The organism is Polaromonas vacuolata, from assembly GCF_012584515.1.
In the GTDB taxonomy this organism is placed as follows: domain Bacteria; phylum Pseudomonadota; class Gammaproteobacteria; order Burkholderiales; family Burkholderiaceae_C; genus Polaromonas; species Polaromonas vacuolata.
In genome coordinates this window covers 744,891-763,672 of record NZ_CP051461.1, presented here as the reverse complement: position 1 = coordinate 763,672, position 18,782 = coordinate 744,891, and the positions used below count along the sequence as shown (strand labels likewise).

Annotated in this window: 15 protein-coding genes; 7 read left to right on the top strand and 8 right to left on the bottom strand. The window is 53.4% G+C overall.

Going from position 1 to position 18,782, the window contains the following annotated elements; translation table 11 throughout:
• The first annotated feature begins 20 nt into the window (after positions 1-20).
• Together HC248_RS03615 and HC248_RS03610 are read left to right on the top strand one after the other, a co-directional pair.
• Positions 21-851 carry an urease accessory protein UreD gene (locus HC248_RS03615; RefSeq protein ID WP_168921311.1) on the top strand — a complete coding sequence of 277 codons (831 nt, stop codon included), beginning with the start codon at positions 21-23 and terminating at the stop codon, positions 849-851.
• 226 nt (positions 852-1,077) lie between these two features.
• Complete coding sequence (locus tag HC248_RS03610) at positions 1,078-1,521, top strand: hypothetical protein (protein ID WP_168921310.1); 444 nt, start codon at positions 1,078-1,080, stop codon at positions 1,519-1,521.
• A 37-nt stretch (positions 1,522-1,558) separates the two neighbouring features.
• Here HC248_RS03610 and HC248_RS03605 read toward each other — a convergent pair whose 3' ends face one another.
• From HC248_RS03605 to HC248_RS03595, 3 genes are all read right to left on the bottom strand, one after another.
• Complete coding sequence (locus HC248_RS03605; protein WP_168921309.1) at positions 1,559-2,266, bottom strand: GNAT family N-acetyltransferase; 708 nt, start codon at positions 2,264-2,266, stop codon at positions 1,559-1,561.
• A gap of 291 nt (positions 2,267-2,557) precedes the next feature.
• Complete coding sequence (locus HC248_RS03600) at positions 2,558-2,977, bottom strand: CesT family type III secretion system chaperone (RefSeq protein ID WP_168921308.1); 420 nt, start codon at positions 2,975-2,977, stop codon at positions 2,558-2,560.
• Positions 2,978-3,145: 168 nt separating this feature from the next.
• Entirely contained in the window at positions 3,146-4,273 is a 1,128-nt protein-coding gene (locus tag HC248_RS03595; RefSeq protein WP_168921307.1) for a zinc-dependent alcohol dehydrogenase family protein, read from the bottom strand.
• A 347-nt stretch (positions 4,274-4,620) separates the two neighbouring features.
• On the opposite strand from HC248_RS03595, the gene HC248_RS03590 reads away from it, so the two are divergent.
• Together HC248_RS03590 and HC248_RS03585 are read left to right on the top strand one after the other, a co-directional pair.
• Positions 4,621-5,676, top strand: coding sequence for an NAD(P)-dependent alcohol dehydrogenase (locus HC248_RS03590; RefSeq protein WP_168921306.1), 1,056 nt, complete (start codon positions 4,621-4,623; stop codon positions 5,674-5,676).
• Between the two features lie 68 nt (positions 5,677-5,744).
• Positions 5,745-6,134 carry an EF-hand domain-containing protein gene (locus HC248_RS03585; RefSeq protein ID WP_238342705.1) on the top strand — a complete coding sequence of 130 codons (390 nt, stop codon included), beginning with the start codon at positions 5,745-5,747 and terminating at the stop codon, positions 6,132-6,134.
• A 65-nt stretch (positions 6,135-6,199) separates the two neighbouring features.
• On the opposite strand, the gene HC248_RS03580 is transcribed toward HC248_RS03585, so the two are convergent.
• A complete protein-coding gene (locus HC248_RS03580; protein ID WP_168921305.1) occupies positions 6,200-6,775 on the bottom strand; it encodes a cytochrome b in 576 nt (191 codons plus the stop codon).
• Between the two features lie 152 nt (positions 6,776-6,927).
• On the opposite strand from HC248_RS03580, the gene HC248_RS03575 reads away from it, so the two are divergent.
• Positions 6,928-9,261: an ATP-dependent DNA helicase gene (locus HC248_RS03575; RefSeq protein ID WP_168921304.1), complete on the top strand. Its 2,334-nt coding sequence runs from the start codon at positions 6,928-6,930 to the stop codon at positions 9,259-9,261.
• 29 nt (positions 9,262-9,290) lie between these two features.
• Positions 9,291-9,812 carry a hypothetical protein gene (locus tag HC248_RS03570; RefSeq protein ID WP_168921303.1) on the top strand — a complete coding sequence of 174 codons (522 nt, stop codon included), beginning with the start codon at positions 9,291-9,293 and terminating at the stop codon, positions 9,810-9,812.
• A 28-nt stretch (positions 9,813-9,840) separates the two neighbouring features.
• On the opposite strand, the gene HC248_RS03565 is transcribed toward HC248_RS03570, so the two are convergent.
• Positions 9,841-10,227 (bottom strand): response regulator, encoded by a 387-nt coding sequence (locus HC248_RS03565; RefSeq protein WP_168921302.1) that lies wholly within the window; start codon positions 10,225-10,227, stop codon positions 9,841-9,843.
• Positions 10,228-10,403: 176 nt separating this feature from the next.
• On the opposite strand from HC248_RS03565, the gene HC248_RS03560 reads away from it, so the two are divergent.
• Positions 10,404-10,862 (top strand): FKBP-type peptidyl-prolyl cis-trans isomerase, encoded by a 459-nt coding sequence (locus HC248_RS03560; protein ID WP_168921301.1) that lies wholly within the window; start codon positions 10,404-10,406, stop codon positions 10,860-10,862.
• A gap of 47 nt (positions 10,863-10,909) precedes the next feature.
• On the opposite strand, the gene HC248_RS03555 is transcribed toward HC248_RS03560, so the two are convergent.
• The 3 genes from HC248_RS03555 to HC248_RS03545 are packed head-to-tail and all read right to left on the bottom strand — an operon-like array spanning position 10,910 to position 18,751.
• Positions 10,910-12,391, bottom strand: coding sequence for an efflux transporter outer membrane subunit (locus tag HC248_RS03555; RefSeq protein WP_168923647.1), 1,482 nt, complete (start codon positions 12,389-12,391; stop codon positions 10,910-10,912).
• 16 nt (positions 12,392-12,407) lie between these two features.
• Positions 12,408-15,680 (bottom strand): efflux RND transporter permease subunit, encoded by a 3,273-nt coding sequence (locus HC248_RS03550; RefSeq protein WP_168921300.1) that lies wholly within the window; start codon positions 15,678-15,680, stop codon positions 12,408-12,410.
• A complete protein-coding gene (locus HC248_RS03545) occupies positions 15,677-18,751 on the bottom strand; it encodes an efflux RND transporter permease subunit (protein WP_168921299.1) in 3,075 nt (1,024 codons plus the stop codon). The genes HC248_RS03550 and HC248_RS03545 overlap by 4 nt, the downstream gene beginning before the upstream one ends.
• Between the last annotated feature and the right edge of the window lie 31 nt (positions 18,752-18,782).

The following is an 18,782-nucleotide window of genomic DNA, read 5'->3' as shown; positions in this document are numbered from 1 at the left end:
GGCCGCACTACACTTTTAGCATGACATGGAACGCCTCTTTAAAACTTGACTACAGCTTAGAAGCCGGCAAAAGCGTGGCCCGCTTTGAACATCAAGGACCGCTGCGAATTTTGCAAAGTCTCTACCCGGAAGGCGATGCTATTTGCCACAACGTGATTGTTCACCCGCCCGGCGGACTAGTGGGCGGCGACAGTTTAAGCTTGAATTTTTCTGCGGCCGCAGGCAGTCACGGCCTAGTAACAACTCCGGGCGCAAGCCGCTTTTATCGCACTGAAGGCAAGCCCGCACTGCAAACGACTAGCCTTCAATTAGCAGAAAATTCACGTCTTCAATGGCTGCCGCTAGAAGCGATTTGCTACAGCGGTTGCCTAGCCGAAAACCGCTTAAGCGCCAGCCTCGCGCCCAGTGCTGAACTGCTGGCCTGGGACATCACTGCGCTGGGTCTGCCAGCAGCGGGCAAACCGTTTGACGCCGGAAGTTTCTGCCAACACTTGGAGCTTCCCGGTGTTTGGCTAGAGCGCGCGCAAATCGATGCCAAGGATGAACTGCTAATGAATAGTCCGCTCGGTTTAGCCGGCCAGCGCTGCATAGCAACTTTGTTCTTTGCCGCCGGTAGCAAGCTAGGCAAACAGCGGCGCCAACAGGCTTTGGAAGTTGCCCACGAGGTAATTAAAAACCATAGTCTTTGCGCAATGTCTGGTGTTAGCAGCCCCGACCCACAAATCGTAGTGCTCAGAGTACTCTCGCCAATGGTAGAGCCAGCGATGGACTTGCTGCGGCAAATACGCTTAGTCTGGCGCAGCCACTTTTGGGCACTAGCGCCTAGCAACCCACGTATCTGGTCGACCTAAAACGGCGGTGGCAACACAGTCAAAAAGCATTCTCACGGCGACTGTCCTACAGGCACTCGGGCGTATAGCAAGCAGCGGCGCAAGACCTGAGCCTGCATGAAAAAATCAATGTTGTTTTTATACTAGGTTTAACGGTTTGAAAGACCGTCAACGCAAGCAAAAAAAATACGCCACAAAAAATACGTCACAAATACACATCACAAAAACACATCACAAGAAATACGCCATGAAAAATAACACCAGCATTAAAAAAAATCGCATCACCAAGGGCTTGGCAGCTTTTGGCATGACTGTAGTGCTGGCAATGGCGGCAGCCAGCGTTCACGTTATCGCTGGTGAAATTAGCATTGACGACACCGGTAGCGTAGTTAGCGAGAAAGCCGCTTGCAACAACGGCACAAGTCAGCAGTCACGCGCAGACTGCTTGCTCGAAGCAAAAAATGCTAATGCAGATAAAAAAGCTGGGCTGCTGGGAAAAGATAACCAGGGCTATAAAGCCAACGCATTGATTCGCTGTGAGCGTCTGATTGGCGATGATAAAAAAGACTGTCGCGCCCGGGTCATGGGCGAAGGCAAAAGCACGGGTAGTGTGGCCGTTGGTGGCGTGATCACAGAAGTTGAAACCGTGGTGCCGCCTAAACCCAAGGGCGTAGTGCGCTTACCGAAATAATTTTTTGCGCTCAACCGTCGATTGGCGACTTTAATTTTTACTCGTTCTTAACTTTACTCAGCAGTGCATCTTGGTCAGATTTTTCTGTTCGAGGCATTGAAATCAGCCCCACGTTGGGTCTGGACAATATGGCTAACGCAGGCAATGCAACTGGTGCTTTGCTGGCGCGCAAATCAATCAGACTCCATACGCTGCCTAAATCATACTGACTTGTAAAGCCACCCATCTTTGTCACGATATGCAGCATGGCGGGGTTCCGACTTAGGCTCACGATGGCTTCGTAGCCAGCGTTCCTAGCACTGAGCATTTGTTCTCGCTTGAGCGCAGTGCCAACACCGAAATCACGCAGGCTTTGTACGACCATGGTTTTCGCAACACAAACTTCGTTGGCATCCAAGCCTGAGTCGTACAGCATATCGCTGTTAATTGCCACTTCCATATCACCGACTCTGTCCTCGTACTCGCTCACTCCAACAATTTTTCCGCCGACTATGGCGACCAAAGCATCATTGCCAATATTTGCAGCATTCAAAATAATGTCGCAAATATTACTGACTTTATTTTTAGGACTGGCCAGAGAGTCAAACATACTCCAAGGACCAGCATTGGCATAAAAGTCGCAGATTAAGTCAGCATCCATGGCATTGAGCCTGCGCACTTGCACTTGACGGCCGTCCTTGAGGCAAGAGCTCTGATCTATCGTAGGTTTGTCGCAAAATCTAAACTGCTCCATGCGAGTCTTCACGTCCGTGGCTATCAGTTGCAGATCGCGAGGATTGCTTAACGCGCTTGAAAAAAGTCGTGTGCTGCTGCTAGCGAGCGGCTTGATTACTGCACTCAAACCAGTGGACAAATGACTTTCAGGCTTGACTTGCAAACCCTTGAACAAGCAATTTGAAGTAAGACGCAGCGGCACGCTCAAACTCGACGACACATGTGGTGAGAGCGCTTGCTGAGGCAGCCGGGACAGCCGAGATAGCGGGGTTGCTAGTGGCGTACTAACGGCGAATCTACTGAGTCGATTAAGCATGATTTTTCAACCTCCCAAGGCTCTGAAATTTAACGCCTCCAGCAGTCGCGCGGCTGTGTTGGTCTGGTCTCTGAGCAGCTCAGACAAATCAGTTTCTTGCTGTGCCAAATCCATCTCTAAACGCATGCAGTAGACCGCATTGCCGGTATCAGGATGGAGACCAAAATAGCCTTTTAAATTTTGCGTCTGAGTCAAGTTTGCGCTGAGTAAATGGCGGTACATATCTGGCGTTTGACTGGGGTAGACCGGATCGAGTTGAACGTACACCGACAACTCGCAAGACTCAGTGTTGTCTGCGTCATGGATTAGTCCAACCACCCGCTCACCTAACAAAATATGACCGCTACGCGCTACTGCAGGCCAGTCGTCGATGCCGCAAGTCAAGCACAGGTTTTTAATAATCCTATCGTATGCACTGCTGTCCATAACCATCACCTTTATTGTTTAGCATGTCGCACAAGTTGCGACAAACATAAGCAACATCGGTGATCAAGCAGTTCATTTGTAAGGCTTTGTACCTGAGCTTTGACCTTGCACTTTAGCCTTGCGTTTCGGCTTTGCGCTTTGCGCTTTAGCCTTGAGTCGATTAAAAAATCAATCAAACACCAATACATCTCGCAGCGCATTGCCACCGGCCAAGCGGTCAAACCCGGCATTGATATCGTCTAGTGCCAACTGCTGGCCCATCAGTTTATTGACCGGTAATTTGCCGCGCTGGTACATGTCAACATAGCGCGGAATATCGCGTGCCGGCACGGCCGAACCGATATAGCTGCCGCGCAGTGTGCGCTCTTCTGCCACCAGTGTGACGGGCGACAAGGGAAAGCGCAGCGCCGGATTCGGCAAACCGGCCGAGATGGTGCTGCCGCCGCGCCGTGTGATGCGCCAAGCTAACTCCATAGCCGGTATCGCGCCGGCCATTTCAAACGCATAGTCCACACCGCCGCGGGTTAGCTCGCGAATCTCATCCGCACAATCTTGGCTAGAGGGATTAAAAGTGGCGGTTGCACCCAGCTCGCGGGCGAGTTTGAGTTTGTCGTCACTCAAATCTATCGCCACTACCTCACGCGCGCCGCTTGCGACTGCCGCCATTAGCGCACTGAAACCAACACCACCCAGCCCCAACACTGCAGCCGTCGTGCCAGCTTGGACCCGCGCGGTATTCACCACCGCACCGACGCCGGTGAGCACCGCGCAACCAAACAAGGCCGATTCTGCATGCGAGATATCCGCATCAATACGAATGCAAGAGCGGCGCGACACCACGGCGTACTCGGCAAAGCAAGACACGCCTAAATGATGGTTAACACTTTCGCCGCCAAGGCTTAGACGCCGACCACCGCCTAGCAGCGTACCGGCGCCGTTGGCAGCAGCACCAGGCTCGCACAAAGCCGGTCGGCCTTCAGCACAGGGCACGCAGCAACCGCAACTGGGCATAAAAACCATGACCACACGCTCGCCGGGTTTGAGGTCTGTGACACCTGGCCCGCATTCCACCACTTCACCAGCGCCCTCATGGCCAAGCACCATGGGCACGGGCCGAGGTCGGTCGCCGGAGATCACGGACAAGTCAGAGTGACACAGACCAGCAGCGCGAATACGCACCAGAACTTCACCAAACTGCAGCGGTGCGAGTTCGATTTCTTCAATCTGCAAAGGCCGACTTTGGGCATAAGGAGCGGGCAAGCCAATGGCTTTTAATACTGCGGCACGGATTTTCATGGGTCTCTTTCTCAATGGCTTGTAGGACAGTGTCGTCTGCCTGATTGTGCAAGACTGGCAATTTTAATGAATATAAAACTATTTCAAGGCTTGGTTTTACCTTTTCAGGGACGGCCTTTCACTGGGAAAAACACTTTTAGTAGCGTTCCTAATCGTTTTAAAAAAAGCGGTGGAAATACTGAAAAAATATCAGTCTATGTCATGCGGCCAGTCTTAAAGCAGACACAGAGATTAAAGAAAGAGCCTAGGATGAACCCTTAGTTTTTCGATTTTTATCAAAAACACTCGTCTTTTAGTAGAAGACTAATTTTTAAGTCTTATTTCTTTCCAAACTTAGGAAACCCCACATGACACAAGCACTAGCCTACGCAGCCACCACCGCTACATCACCACTGGCACCCTACAAACTCGAACGCCGCGAACCCGGCCAATTAGACGTCGCAATGGACGTGTTGTTTTGTGGCGTTTGCCATTCAGATCTGCACACCGCACGCAGCGAATGGGGACCAAGCAATTACCCAGTCGTGCCAGGCCATGAAATCGTCGGCCGCGTCTCTGCGGTAGGCGACTTGGTGACTAAATTTAAAGTCGGTGATTTGGTCGGCGTTGGCTGCATGGTCGACAGCTGCCAGCATTGCGCGACTTGCGCCGATGGCCTAGAGCAATACTGCGAAAACGGCTTTACCGGCACCTACAACAGCCCAGCGCAAGGCACTGGCGAAAATACCTACGGTGGTTACTCCAACCACATCGTGGTGCGCGAATCTTTCGTGCTGCGCATCTCGCACAAAGAAGCTGACTTGGCTGCTGTAGCACCTCTGCTGTGCGCCGGCATCACCACCTTCTCGCCACTGCATCAGTGGAAAGTTGGCCCAGGCCACAAAGTAGGTATCGTCGGTCTGGGTGGTCTGGGTCACATGGGCGTGAAGATTGCTGCGGCAATGGGCGCGTACGTTGTGCTGTTCACCACCTCAGAAAGCAAGCGCGCGGACGCGTTGCGTCTTGGTGCCAAAGAAGTCGTGGTCTCGAAAAACGAAGATGAAATGGCCAAGCACTTAAACAGCTTTGACTTCATCTTGAACTGTGTTGCCGCACCGCATGACTTGGATGCTTTCTTAGTCCTGCTCAAGCTCGACGGCACCATGACACTGGTCGGCGCACCTGCAACACCACATCCATCACCCACTGTTTTTAACCTGATCCTAAAGCGCCGCCGCTTGGCTGGCTCGCTGATTGGCGGCATTAAAGAGACACAGGAAATGCTGGACTTTTGCGCTAAGCACAAAATCTTGTCTGATATTGAGCAAATCAAAATCAGTGAGATCAACACCGCCTACGAACGCATGCTCAAGGGTGATGTTAAATACCGTTTTGTCATCGACATGGCAACAATAGAAGCTTAATTTTTTAAGCTGTTAGATTTGAAATAAAAAGGGCCAGACTGATAAAAAGTGCTGGCCCTGTATAAAAAATGATTCAAGAAAACCTCAATTCAATGCGCTGCAATCAAACCCCAATCTGCATGGCCGCACCAGCACCGACATCTACCGCACTGTATTTTTATTTAAGCAGTCTGATGACCGCCTTTGTCATAGGCAGCGCAATACTGTTTTTTATCGCCGGCGACGTACGTGCACAAACTCCGGATAACCAACCCGACGCAGAGCAAGTAGCGCCCCGCTACAGCGCAGAAGAAGTTAAGCGTGCGTTTGGCTTCATGGACAGTAACGGTGACGGTAAAGTCAGCCGCGATGAAGCCAAGCTGTTTCGTAAAGTCACCCAATATTTCGACGAAGCCGATACCAACAAGGACGGTTTTTTATCGCTAGAAGAATTCAATAAGGCCATGAATAAGCCCTGAAATTTTTATTCAAACGGATGCTAATTTCCTTCGAAATTGCACGCATTGATGACAAATTTTAAAAACTAAAACCAACGCTTTTTTGGCTGCCAAACTTTAAACCAAACCGGCAACATAGCTTTAAGTACGCAGTCTCGAAGCACCAAGTGGTGATATATGGCCGCCGCTGCATGTAAGCCAGCGAGGATCATGATGGCGTCGCCCAAGAGCGTATGAAACTCCGCCAGACTCTGACCCAACGCATGCGCTAGGGGTAATGGCGAGGTGATGTTCACGCCAGCGAGCAGCGTCAACGAATGGCCTTCTAGCCAAGCACCAAAAATCGCAGTCAGAGGCAAAGCCATCAGCAGCCCATACAAAAGTCCATGCACTGCGGTCGATGCCAAACGCATCCAGCGCGGTGCAGCCGCTGGTGCTGGCCGCGTATCCAGCAGACGCCAAAGCAGACGCAACACCACCAGCGCCAAAACACTCATTCCCAATGTCTCGTGAAGCATGCGCTGAAAATCGTGGGCAGCGTCATAAACCCGCATCTCATTGCCGCCCAATCCATAGATAAATGCAATCAGCACTAAAACCGCAGTGGCCCAATGAAAAGTCTGGGCAATAACGCCGTAACGGTCGGGGTTTATTTTTAGCATAGTATTTTTTACTTGATTCAGACTCAATACAGACAATTATGGTCTTTGCTGATGACACCGCCATGCTGGGGCATTTAGTCAGAGCGACGAACAAAACTATTCGCAAGCTACGATAGCCCAGGGCGTAGATTACGCCGACCGCTTAGCACCCCATGACCTCAAGTCCAATTTATACCGTCGCCGTGCGTGCACTCTGCGAATTTACCGCCAAACACGGTGACTTAGACCTGCGCTTTACGCCCTCTCCTTCTGCACAAGAAGGCATGGCCGGTCACGCGTTGGTGGCCTCGCGCCGACCCGAAGGTTACGAGACGGAAGTCAGCCTAGAAGGCCACTATAAAAGCCTTGTAGTGCGTGGCCGCGCCGATGGCTATGACCCGGCGCTCAATTTGCTGGAAGAAGTCAAAACCTTCCGAGGTGACCTTCACAACATGGCCGAGAATCGGCGCACGCTGCACTGGGCTCAACTCAAGATTTACGGTTGGTTGCTGTGCCAGCAAAAAGGCTTGGACGCGATTAATTTGTCGTTGGTTTATTTTGATGTCGCCAGTCTGCAAGAAACGCCGATCACCGAATGTATTGATGCACTGAGTTTGAGACATTTTTTTGAGCTGCACTGTGAACGCTTTTTAGCTTGGGCAGAACAAGAATTAGCCCACCGTCTGGCACGCGATGTAGCGCTGACTGACTTGAAGTTTCCCCACCCAGCGTTTAGAGCCGGTCAACGCGAACTCGCCGAAGCCGTCTACAAAGCCAGTCACGCCGGTGTTTGCCTGCTAGCCCAAGCCACTACCGGCATTGGTAAGACGATAGGCACGGTGTTTCCGCTGCTCAAATCCATGCCTAAGCAGCGCCAAGACAAGCTATTTTTTCTGGCCGCTAAAACCCCCGGCAGACAACTTGCATTAGAAGCGCTGGGCTTGCTCCAGCAAGCCAGCGCGTTACCGCTCAGAGCGTTAGAGCTGGTGTCTCGCGAGAAGTCTTGTGAACACCCAGACAAGGCTTGTCATGGCGACTCCTGCCCACTGGCGCGTGGCTTTTACGATCGCTTGCCAGCCGCCCGCAGTGCGGCTGTTTTGCACGCACAAAGCGGCTCAATATTGGATAAATTTAGGCTGCGCGAATTGGCCTTGGCGCATCAAGTCTGCCCCTATTATTTGAGTCAAGAATTGGTGCGCTGGAGCGACGTTGTAGTGGGCGACTACAACTACTACTTTGACAGCAGCGCCATGCTTTTCACCATGAGCCAGCTCTGGCAATGGCGGGTCAGCGTACTGGTAGACGAGGCTCACAATCTGCTCGAACGCGGCCGCAAAATGTACTCGGCCAGCATGGATCAGAGTGTGCTGCGCGCACTGCATGCAACCGCACCCAAGGCGGTTAAAAAAGTATTAGAACGGTTAGATAAAAGTTTGAGCGAGTTGCACAAAACGCAAGTTGCTGTCTGGCAGGTGTATCCAGAAATACCGATTGATTTTCTTAAAACACTGCAACTAGCGCTGAGCAATATCACCGACTTCATGCTCGCCAATCCAACCCGCATGGACGGCGCGCTACAAGACTTTTATTTTGAGGCTTTGCATTTCTCGCGCATGGCTGATGCGTTTGGTCCGCACTCTCTGTTTGACATCAGTTTGCTGGATAAGCCCGATCAGCCACTCGCGCTTGCCCAAGGCTGCGCAGTGCTAAACATACGCAACATACTGCCCGCGCCATTTTTAGCACCGCGCTTTTTATTGGCCCGAACGGTGACGCTTTTTTCTGCGACTTTGAGTCCACGTATTTTCTACCGCACGACGCTAGGCCTGCCTGATGACAGCGCTTGGATAGACGTCAACTCGCCATTCACAGCGGCACAATTAAAAGTCGCAGCGGTGAGCAATATATCGACGCGCTTTCAACATCGGGACGCATCGCTTGAGCGCATTGCCGACCTGATGGCGCGCCAATACCAAACAGAGCCGGGCAATTATTTGGCCTTTACCAGTAGCTACGACTACCTGGAAAAACTCGAAAAACTGTTTAAACAGCGCTACCCCTTCATTAGCTGTTGGTCACAAACACGGCAGATGGACGAGGCCGGTCGGGATCAGTTTTTAGCCCGTTTTAGCGCGCAATCTCAAGGCATAGGTTTTGCAGTATTGGGCGGCGCATTTGCTGAAGGCGTGGATCTGCCGGGTCGTCGTTTGATCGGCGCTTTCATCGCCACCTTAGGCATGCCGCAAGTCAACGCCATCAATGAAGAAATGAAAAATCGCTTGGCCAGTTATATGAATCAATCGGGTCAAGCCACGCATTCCATACTGGCCTACAACTACACCTATCTATACCCGGGCCTGCAAAAAGTCGTGCAAGCCGCCGGACGGGTGATACGCACACCGTCAGACATGGGTGTGATCTACCTGATGGATGACCGCTTTAATAAGGCCGAAGTACGGGCATTACTGCCAGCTTGGTGGAAAGTTGAGCGACTGCATGCGCCTTGAATCTCAACCTAGGAAAAGATTTTGAAAATATGAAATATCCAACTTTTACATTTGGCATTTTTGTCAGCGCGTTGCTGTTTGCAGTGTCTTTGTCACAAGCCAATGCCCAAACGCCAACCCAACCATCAACACCCGTTATTAAACCTAGATCAGCCAATCCACTCAGAGGTCAATGGAGTTGGAAACAGTTTGACGGCAGTTGCAACGAGACCTTGCGTTACCAACGTGATGGAGAACTGCTGGACATTAGCGAAAAATCTATCAGTAAGTGGACTTATCAAATCAGTCAGTCGCCCAGTGCAGCGGGTTTTTACCGTGTGCTGGAAACACTGATAAGCGATAACGGAAAACCCGATTGCGCTGGCAATTTACTTGCTGACAAAACTCTAACGACGAGCGCTAAAGGAAATCAAGAGGCGACTACACAAGACCGAACCCGAAGCCGTTTTATACAACTGAGTCCGGCGGGAAATTTACTCTTGGTGTGCAGTGCGGAGTCTCTTAATGCCTGCTTTGGACCTTTGACAAAAGAGCCAGGAGAAAATTGGTAGCTAGACCTTGACAGTTGTTATTGCGGCATTAACTTTTAGTATTCGCCCGATTAACGCTGGCGCAATAGTCATATAAAAGATTCAATTCGCTGGCGCTGTCAAACACCGCGTCCGAGCCTAGCTCGGCGCAGCGGCGGCGCACTTCGCCAGTCGCGTAGTTGCTCAGCACCACCACTTTTTGATGTTTCTTGCGCTGCTGACAACTCTTGAGAACACCCAGCCCCGTACCTTGCTTGAGGAATAAATCGACTATCGCCAGCTGCCACTCACCGGGATGCGAAGAGAGCCAGTTATTGGCTTGGCTTTCAGTATCCGCAAAGCCAACAACATTGACCGGCGTTATCTTTTCAAGCGTAGAGATCAAGCTTTCGCGGATCACGGGATTGTCTTCAACGACGTAGGTAATGAGTGGCATGGCGTGCTGGTACTTTCAAAAAACAGTGCAGCCTTTTAAAGTATCACGCAGCGAAAAATACTCCGGTAGTTAGGGGCCGACTCGCTCGTAGGATAAACACCTGACTGCGTCCACAGGTAAACTCAAAGCCAGCTTAGGGCAAGCCTGCCCGAGACACTCCACACAAAGGATTTTTCATGCGTTTACTGCCACGCCTTGCAGCCTTAGGCCTTTTGGCCGCTTCTAGCATTGCGCTACTTCCCGCCGCTTGGGCACAAACGGATGCGGCTCTGACCGCCTCGGCCAAAGAAGCCAATGCCATGGTCACCAATAGCGGCTTGGTTTTTCGATCACTCAAAGACGGCACTGGTGCTAGCCCAAAAGCGACCGATACGGTCAAGGTACATTACCGCGGCAGCTTTCCGGACGGCCGCGAATTTGACAGCTCTTACAAACGCAACGAACCCACCGAGTTCCCACTTAACCGCGTCATCCCTTGCTGGACTGAGGGCGTGCAGCTGATGAAGATTGGCGGCAAAGCCAAGCTGACCTGCCCATCAAGCATTGCCTACGGCAAGCGCGGCGCTGGCGGCACGATACCGCCAGACGCGACCTTGGTGTTTGAAATTGAGTTGCTGGCCATCAACGGTAAATAATCTGCAGTCTGCGGTTTGAAAACAAACTGACCACAGCAGCAGATTTTTCAGGGCGCGGTTTGCATCGAAGCCAAACCGCCCCAGCCGCCACCCAAAGCCTGTATCAACGCCACCGCGGTCGTCTGCCGGTCGGCCGTGGCTTGGGCCAATGCGCGGCGTGCACTCAGTGCGGTGATCTGTGCCGTGATCACTTCGGTATAAGCAATCGTGCCGCTGGTGTAGCGGTTCAAAATCTGTTGCTCTACTTGGTCGGCAGAAGTTGCTGCCTCACGGCGCAGCAGCTGCTGCTCAGCCAATACTCGGCTGGCAGAAAGCTGGTCTTCAACGCCTTGAAAAGCGCTCAGCACAGTCTGCCGATATCGCGCGACAGCTTGGGCTTGTGCGGCTTGTGCGGCGTCCACTCTGGCGCTGGTAGCACCGGCATTAAAAACGCTTTGCGCTGTTGACAAGCCCAGCGACCACAAGCTGCTGGGCGCGCTAAACAAATCGGCCACGCGGCTAGCGCCAGAGCCGGTTGAGGCATTGAGCGTAAAACTTGGGTAGTACGCGCTTTTGGCAATCCCGATTTGTTCATTGGCAACCGCCACGCGGCGCTCGGCGGCAGCGATATCCGGTCGGCGCTGCAGCAAGGTCGAGGGCAAACCTAGCGGTATCTCCGGCACGACTGGTGCGTTAACTTGCATGGCTAAAAGACTTAAAGGTGCAAGGCTAAAGTTGCCGGGCGCTTGGCCGAGCAGCACCGCAATAGCGTGTTCAAACTGCTCACGCTGTCTGTCCAGACCTGCCGCATCAGCACGTGAATTGGCCAGTTGGGTTTGCGCTTGCAGCACATCGGTCTTGGAAACTATGGCGGCGGCGTAGCGGTTTTGTGTGACCTGCAAAGCCCGCTCGTAAGCCGCAATACTTTGGGATAACAAGGCTTTTTGCACATCGGACTGGCGCAGCGATAAGTAGTTAACCACTAACTCGCCTTGGGCCGATAGCGTTGCAGTGACCAAGTCAGCCGCACTGGCTGAGGCGGTGGCGCCAGCACCATTCACCGCTCGACCGAGTCGGCCCCACACATCAGGCTCCCAACTAGCGCCTAGACTGGCTTGGAAGTTATTCGCCACACGCCCACCGCTGGAAACCGTGCCATTGCTGTTGACGATGGTGTTGCCGCCACTGCCCGAACGCGTCGCACCACCGCTGAGCGTGACGGCCGGAAAAATCGTCGATCGCTGCACCTGCACCAGTGCTCGGGCTTGCGCATAGGCGGCCACGGCTGCGGCGACGTTTTGATTGGAGACTTGAACCTGAGCGGCCAGCTGATTCAGCACCGGGTCGCCAAACAGCTCCCACCACGGGCCACGCGACAGCGCATCGGCTGGTGCGGCGCTGGTCCAGCCCTCGGCCTGCTTAAAACTGGCTTGCTCTGGCGCGTTGGGCCGCTGGTAGTCGGGACCAACAGCACAACCAGCTAGCCAAGCCAAGCTGGCCAATGCCAGCGGTGTGGCGCGAAAGAAAGATAAAAACGGGAACGGGCGCATGGAATTACTCACAGGTTCATGGCGTTGGCGAAGGTTCGCTCGACATGCTTAAGGACTGATCGGCATCTTGAGACTGGCGACTTAAATCATGCTCGGACTGGCCCGGGCGGCGCAGCTTGTCCATTAACACATAGACCACCGGCGTGGTCAGCAGCGTGAGCAATTGACTAGCAATCAGCCCGCCAATAATCGCAATGCCGAGTGGCCGGCGTAACTCTGCGCCCTCACCAAAACCAATCGCTAACGGCAGCGCGCCTAAGGCGGCGGCAAGCGTTGTCATGAGTATCGGACGAAAGCGCAGCAAACACGCTTCGCGCACCGCTTCCATGGCCGACAAACCACGCGCACGCTGTGCCTCAATCGCAAAATCAATAATCAAAATAGCATTTTTCTTAACGATGCCAATTAAGAGAAAAACGCCAATCAAGGCTATGACTGAGAAATCAAGTTTGAAGATCAATAGCGCTAACAGCGCGCCAATACCCGCCGATGGCAAGGTCGAAATGACTGTGATGGGGTGGATAAGACTTTCATACAAAACACCCAACACCAAATAAATCACTATCAGCGCGGCAAGGATTAACAGCGGCTGCTGACTTTGCGATTGCTCTGCAGTGCGGGCTGAGCCTTGAAAACTGCCGCGCACATTGCTCGGCATGGCGATCTCGGCCTCGGCTTGGGCGACTGCGGCTTGGCCATCGTTGAGGGTAAAACCTTCGACTAAGTTGTAAGACACGGTAGTGGCCAGCTCGCCATCTTGATGGCTGACTGAAGAAGGCTTGGCGCTTTCTGAAAAAGTCGCTATCGCCGAGAGCGGCACCATGATGTTGGGCGAAGCACCCAATGCTTGACCAGTAGACTGATCGCGCAGCGCAGGGTTGACGATGTTGTTAGGCGCTGCGCTGGAAGTTGTGTTGCTGTTAGCAACCGGCCGTGACGGCACATAAATATCGCGCAGCGACTCTGGGCTACGGATAAAGCCAGGCGCGACTTCCATCACCACATGGTATTGATTGATATCGCTGTAAATCGTCGCGACTTGGCGCTGGCCAAAGGCGTTGTAAAGCGCGTTGTCTACATCGCGAGAGGTCACGCCCAATCGCGCAGCACTGTCCTTGTCCACCGTGACCATCGTTTCAACGCCGTTTTCTTGCTGGTCACTGTCAACATCAATCAATGCGGGTTGGCGCTTCATCTGATCGGCTAGGCGGTTGGACCAGAGTTTGAGGTCTGCTGCGCTGTCGCTTTTGAGCGTGTATTGGTAAGTCGAATTACTGGAGCGCCCACCACCGCGTAAATCTTGCACCGGATTTAAAAACAAGGTTACGCCCGTTACCTTGGCCAGCAATGGGCGTAGCCGCGCAATCACGGCTTGACCAGACTCGGTGCGCTGATCGGCTGGCAATAAAGTAATAAACATAAAGCCGCCGCCAGCACGCCCGCCGCCGGTAAAACCAACCACGGTAGCAACAGCAGGATCAACCCGAATAATGTCTACCAATTGCTTGAGCTTGCCCTGCATGGCTTGGAACGAAATACTTTGATCAGCGCGTATGCCGCCCGTAATTCGGCCGCTGTCTTGCTGCGGAAAAAATCCCTTGGGCACGGCTGTATACAAATAAACATTCAAACCAATCACCGCGACTAAGCACAACATAACGATTTTTCGGCTGTGCAATGCCCAGTCCAAACTGACTTCATAGCTGCGCTGCAAACGCGTAAAACCGGTTTCTAAATAGCGCGGCACAAAGGCCAAAAAGCCGGCTTTTTTTACGCCTTGGTCGGCATCGGTTTGGTCTTTATTTTTGAGCAGCCAAGCGCACATCATGGGCGTGGTGGTGAGCGAGATCAGCAGCGAAATCATTACCGCAACCGAGAGCGTGACGGCGAACTCGCGAAACAGTCGTCCGATCTGACCGGACATAAACAGCAGCGGAATAAAAACCGCCACCAGCGACAAACTGATCGACAACACGGTAAAGCCAACCTCGCGCGCGCCCAACAGTGCGGCTTTAAAACGGTCCATACCCGCTTCAATATGGCGAGTAGTGTTTTCCAACACCACGATGGCATCGTCGACGACAAAACCAGTCGCCACCGTTAGCGCCATCAGGCTTAAATTATTCAGGCTAAAACCGAGTAAATACATCACCGCAAAAGTGCCTAGCAATGAGACCACTGTGGCGACTGCCGGTATCAAAGTGGCGCGCCAGTTGCGCAGGAAAACACCAACAACTAGCACCACTAAAGCGATGGAAATTAGCAGCGTGACTTCAATCTCATGCAGCGAAGCGCGTATCGAATTAGTGCTGTCGGTGGCGACATCAAGATTCACACCGTCAGGCAGTTGCGAGCGCAATTCCGGCAGCAAGGCACGCACGCCGTCCACGGTTTGAATCACATTTGCACCCGGCTGGCGCGTGACCAGCACGATAACAGCGGGCTGGCCATTAAAAAGGCCTAGTGCGTTGGTGTTTTCTACCCCGTCAATCACGCTGGCTACATCGGACAAACGCACGGCGGCGCCATTGCGCCAAGCGACGATTAAATTTTTATAATCTGCCGCTTTCAGGCCGCCATTGGCGATATTTGCGCCCGAGTAGATTTGTAGACGCCGGCCTTGGCCTTCAATTGCGCCCTTGGGGCGATTGGCGTTTGAAGCTTGCAGCGCGGCACGAACATCTTCCGTGCTCACGCCATATTGATTCAGTGCAAACGGCAATAATTCAACCCGCACAGCAGGCAGCGATGCGCCGCCCAATTCCACATCGCCAACACCTTCGACCTGCGCAATTTTTTGCTGCAAAAGGTTGGAGACTTGATCGTAGAGTTGGCCGGGCGAGAGGGTTTTAGAGGTCAGCGCCAAAATAATGACGGGCGCATCAGCCGGATTGATCTTGCGGTAAGTCGGATTGCTGCGCAGCGAAGCGGGTAGATCAACGCGGGAGGCGTTAATCGCCGCCTGCACCTCGCGCGCAGCAGCGTCTATCTTGCGGTTCAGGTCAAACTGCAAACTGATGCGGGTCGAGCCATTGCTGCTCGAAGACGTCATCTCATTGACACCGGAGATCACACCAAGCCGGCGCTCTAGCGGCGTGGCCACACTCGTGGCCATGGTTTGCGGACTCGCGCCGGGCAGCGAAGCGCTAACCGAGATCACCGGAAAATCCACCTGCGGCAAGGGTGCGACAGGCAGCAAAAAGAAACCACCTATGCCGGCCAGCGCCATACCAACCGTCAGCAGTATGGTGGCGACCGGGCGGCGGACAAATGGTGCGGAGAGATTCACGCACTGTCCTTGGATTTAAAGCGCTTGGCCAAACGATCAAAGCCCAGATAAATAACCGGTGTGGTGAACAGCGTGAGTATCTGGCTCAAAATCAAGCCGCCAAAAATCGCCAGCCCCAGCGGTCGGCGTAGTTCTGCGCCCTCGCCCCAGCCCAGCATCAAGGGCAAGGCAGCGAACAGCGCTGCCAGCGTGGTCATGAGAATCGGTCTAAAGCGCAGCAAAGCCGCTTGGTGAATCGCCTCTTGCGCTGACTTGCCTTGGGTGCGCTCGGCGTCTATGGCAAAGTCAATCATCATGATGGCGTTTTTCTTGACTATGCCAATCAGCAAAATAATGCCGATGATGCCAATCACGCCTAAGTCAGAGCCGCTAATCATCAGCGCCAACAAAGCACCCACACCAGCTGACGGCAAAGTAGAGAGAATCGTCAGCGGGTGGATATAACTTTCATACAGCACACCCAGCACGATGTAGACGCATACGACTGCGGCCAAAATCAGCCAGAGCTGGTTCGCCAGCGAGTTTTGGTAAGCACCAGCTGCACCCAAGAAAGTCACGCTGACGCTGGCCGGCATTTTGATGTCTAAGCTGGCTTGTCGAACTTTCTCAACCGCTTGACCCAGCGCAACACCGGGCGCGGTATCAAAACCCAGTGTGGTGGCGGGGAACTGAGCGACACGCGTGATTTGCAGCGGCGCTTGACGCTCATCAATACTGGCTATGGCCGACAACGGCGTGGTGCCACCAGCGCCGGTTTTAAGCTGCAAACTGCCCAACGATTCGGGCGTGTTGTGCTGACCCGGCATGGCTTCCAAGATGACCCGGTACTGATTCGTCTCAGTAAAAATAGTAGACACAATGCGTTGGCCAAAAGCGCTGTAAAACGCATCATCAATCGACGCAGTAGAAATGCCTAAGCGCGCTGCCGTGTCACGGTCAACCGTGATGAAAGCCGAGGCGCTGGTCGCACCAGCGCTAGATGCTACGTTGCGCAACTCGGGTAACTCGCGCATGCGTTGGGCTAGTTTGTTAGCCCACAACACGACTAAATTATTGTTCGCGCCTTCTACTGAAACCCGAAACTGAGTCGGGCCGGTTTCCGCGTCTATGGTCAAGTCTTGGGTGGGCTGCAAATACAAAGTGATGCCAGCAACCGTCTGCACGCTGCGCCGCAATCTATCCATGGTTTCTTGCTGCGTGCCGACTCGGTCAGATTTGAGATTTATCAACATTCGGCCGTTGTTCAGCATGGTGTTGTTCGCTGCATCTACGCCGACAAAAGAGCTAAGCGACGCAACATCCGGGTCTTGCAAAATCAGCCGGCCAGCGGCTTGTTGAAGTTCAGCCATGCGCGCAAAAGAGACTGATTGCGCGGCCTCAAGCCTAGCTTGCAACTGACCCGTGTCTTGGGTTGGAAACAAGCCCTTGGGAATGAGCACATAAAGCAGAACCGTCAGCAGCAAAGTCGATAAAGCCACCAGCAGGGTTAGTGCTTGGCGCTTAAAAACCCAGACCAAAGCCGAGTCGTAGCGAATCATCACGGCGTCAAAAAATTTCTGCGCACGGCCTTTTTGCGCCGCTGTTTTGGGCGCTGTCGCTTTAAGCCAGCGCGCCGACATCATGGGCACTAGCGTTAAAGACACCAGTGCAGAAATCAAAATCGTGATGCCTAGCGTGATGGCGAACTCACGAAACAACCGGCCCACCACATCGCCCATAAACACCAGCGGTATCAGCACGGCGAGCAAAGACACGGTCAGGGAAATAATCGTAAAACCAATTTGACTCGCGCCTTTGAGCGCGGCGGCCATGGGCGCTTCGCCTTCTTCGATATAGCGGGAGATGTTCTCAATCATCACGATGGCGTCATCGACCACAAAACCAGTGGCAATCGTCAGCGCCATCAGGCTTAGATTATTTAAGCTGTAGCCCAATAAATACATCACGCCGCAAGCGCCAATCAGCGAAATCGGCACGGCTAAACTGGCGATGATGGTGGCGCGCAGGCTATGCAAAAAAGCAAAAATCACCAGCACTACCAGCAGCACGGCCAGCATTAATTCAAACTCAACATGCAAAACAGAAGCGCGTATGCCTTTGGTGCGGTCGCTAAGGACTTCGACTTTTAGGCTCGCTGGCAAGCCGGCTTGCAACTCGGGCAGGCGCGCTTTGATGGCATCCACCGTGGCGATCACATTCGCACCGGGTTGGCGCTGCACATTCAAAATAATGGCGGGCGTGTTGCCGCTCCAAGCGCCGAGTAAATTATTTTCCGCGCTGTCAATTACCTTGGCCACATCGCCAAGCCGCACCGGCGCGCCGTTGCGGTAAGAAATAATCAGGCTTTTATAGTCTTGGGCGGTGAGCAGTTGGTCGTTTGAATTGATGCTGTAAGCGCGGGTAGGCCCGTCAATACTGCCTTTTGCACCATTCGCGTTGGCGGCCGAGATGGCAGTGCGCAAAGAGTCCAGTGCCAGCCCGAAGGAAGCCAATGCACGGGTATCAACCTGTATTCGCACGGCAGGACGCTGGCCACCGCTGAGAGTGACCAAACCGACGCCAGAAACTTGACTGATTTTGAGCGCCAAGCGCGTATTAACCAAGTTTTGCACCTCGGTCAGCGGCAGACTGTCCGAGGTAATGGCTAGCGTCAACACCGGCGCATCCGCTGGGTTGACCTTGGCGTAAACCGGTGGTGCGGGCAAGTCGGCTGGAAGCAAGGAGCCGCCGGCGTTAATCGCGGCCTGCACTTCTTGCTCGGCCACATCTAGCGCGATGCCTAGTCCAAACTGCAGCGTGACCAAGGAGACGCCGGCTGAACTGGTTGAACTCATGCGCTCCAAGCCAGACATCTGGCCGAACTGGCGCTCTAGCGGCGCACTCACAGTCTGGGCCATCACATCAGGACTGGCGCCAGGGTATAGCGTTTGCACCTGAATCGTGGGGTAGTCCACTTGCGGCAGGGCTGACAGCGGCAGCAGCTTAAAGCCAAGCAAACCAGCCAGCACAATGGCCAGCATCAGCAGCGCGGTGGCGACCGGGCGCTGGATAAACGGACGTGAGGGACTCATGGCTGCCAGCCCTCAGGCAAAAAAATCCGCA

Bases quoted from the DNA above. Each gene is read 5' to 3' on its own strand.
- HC248_RS03615 (WP_168921311.1), top strand. From the start codon at position 21: ATGACATGGAACGCCTCTTTAAAACTTGACTACAGCTTAGAAGCCGGC.
- HC248_RS03610 (WP_168921310.1), top strand. From the start codon at position 1,078: ATGAAAAATAACACCAGCATTAAAAAAAATCGCATCACCAAGGGCTTG.
- HC248_RS03600 (WP_168921308.1), bottom strand. From the start codon at position 2,977: ATGGACAGCAGTGCATACGATAGGATTATTAAAAACCTGTGCTTGACT.
- HC248_RS03595 (WP_168921307.1), bottom strand. From the start codon at position 4,273: ATGAAAATCCGTGCCGCAGTATTAAAAGCCATTGGCTTGCCCGCTCCT.
- HC248_RS03590 (WP_168921306.1), top strand. From the start codon at position 4,621: ATGACACAAGCACTAGCCTACGCAGCCACCACCGCTACATCACCACTG.
- HC248_RS03585 (WP_238342705.1), top strand. From the start codon at position 5,745: ATGATTCAAGAAAACCTCAATTCAATGCGCTGCAATCAAACCCCAATC.
- HC248_RS03580 (WP_168921305.1), bottom strand. From the start codon at position 6,775: ATGCTAAAAATAAACCCCGACCGTTACGGCGTTATTGCCCAGACTTTT.
- HC248_RS03575 (WP_168921304.1), top strand. From the start codon at position 6,928: ATGACCTCAAGTCCAATTTATACCGTCGCCGTGCGTGCACTCTGCGAA.
- HC248_RS03570 (WP_168921303.1), top strand. From the start codon at position 9,291: ATGAAATATCCAACTTTTACATTTGGCATTTTTGTCAGCGCGTTGCTG.
- HC248_RS03565 (WP_168921302.1), bottom strand. From the start codon at position 10,227: ATGCCACTCATTACCTACGTCGTTGAAGACAATCCCGTGATCCGCGAA.
- HC248_RS03560 (WP_168921301.1), top strand. From the start codon at position 10,404: ATGCGTTTACTGCCACGCCTTGCAGCCTTAGGCCTTTTGGCCGCTTCT.
- HC248_RS03555 (WP_168923647.1), bottom strand. From the start codon at position 12,391: ATGCGCCCGTTCCCGTTTTTATCTTTCTTTCGCGCCACACCGCTGGCA.
- HC248_RS03545 (WP_168921299.1), bottom strand. From the start codon at position 18,751: ATGAGTCCCTCACGTCCGTTTATCCAGCGCCCGGTCGCCACCGCGCTG.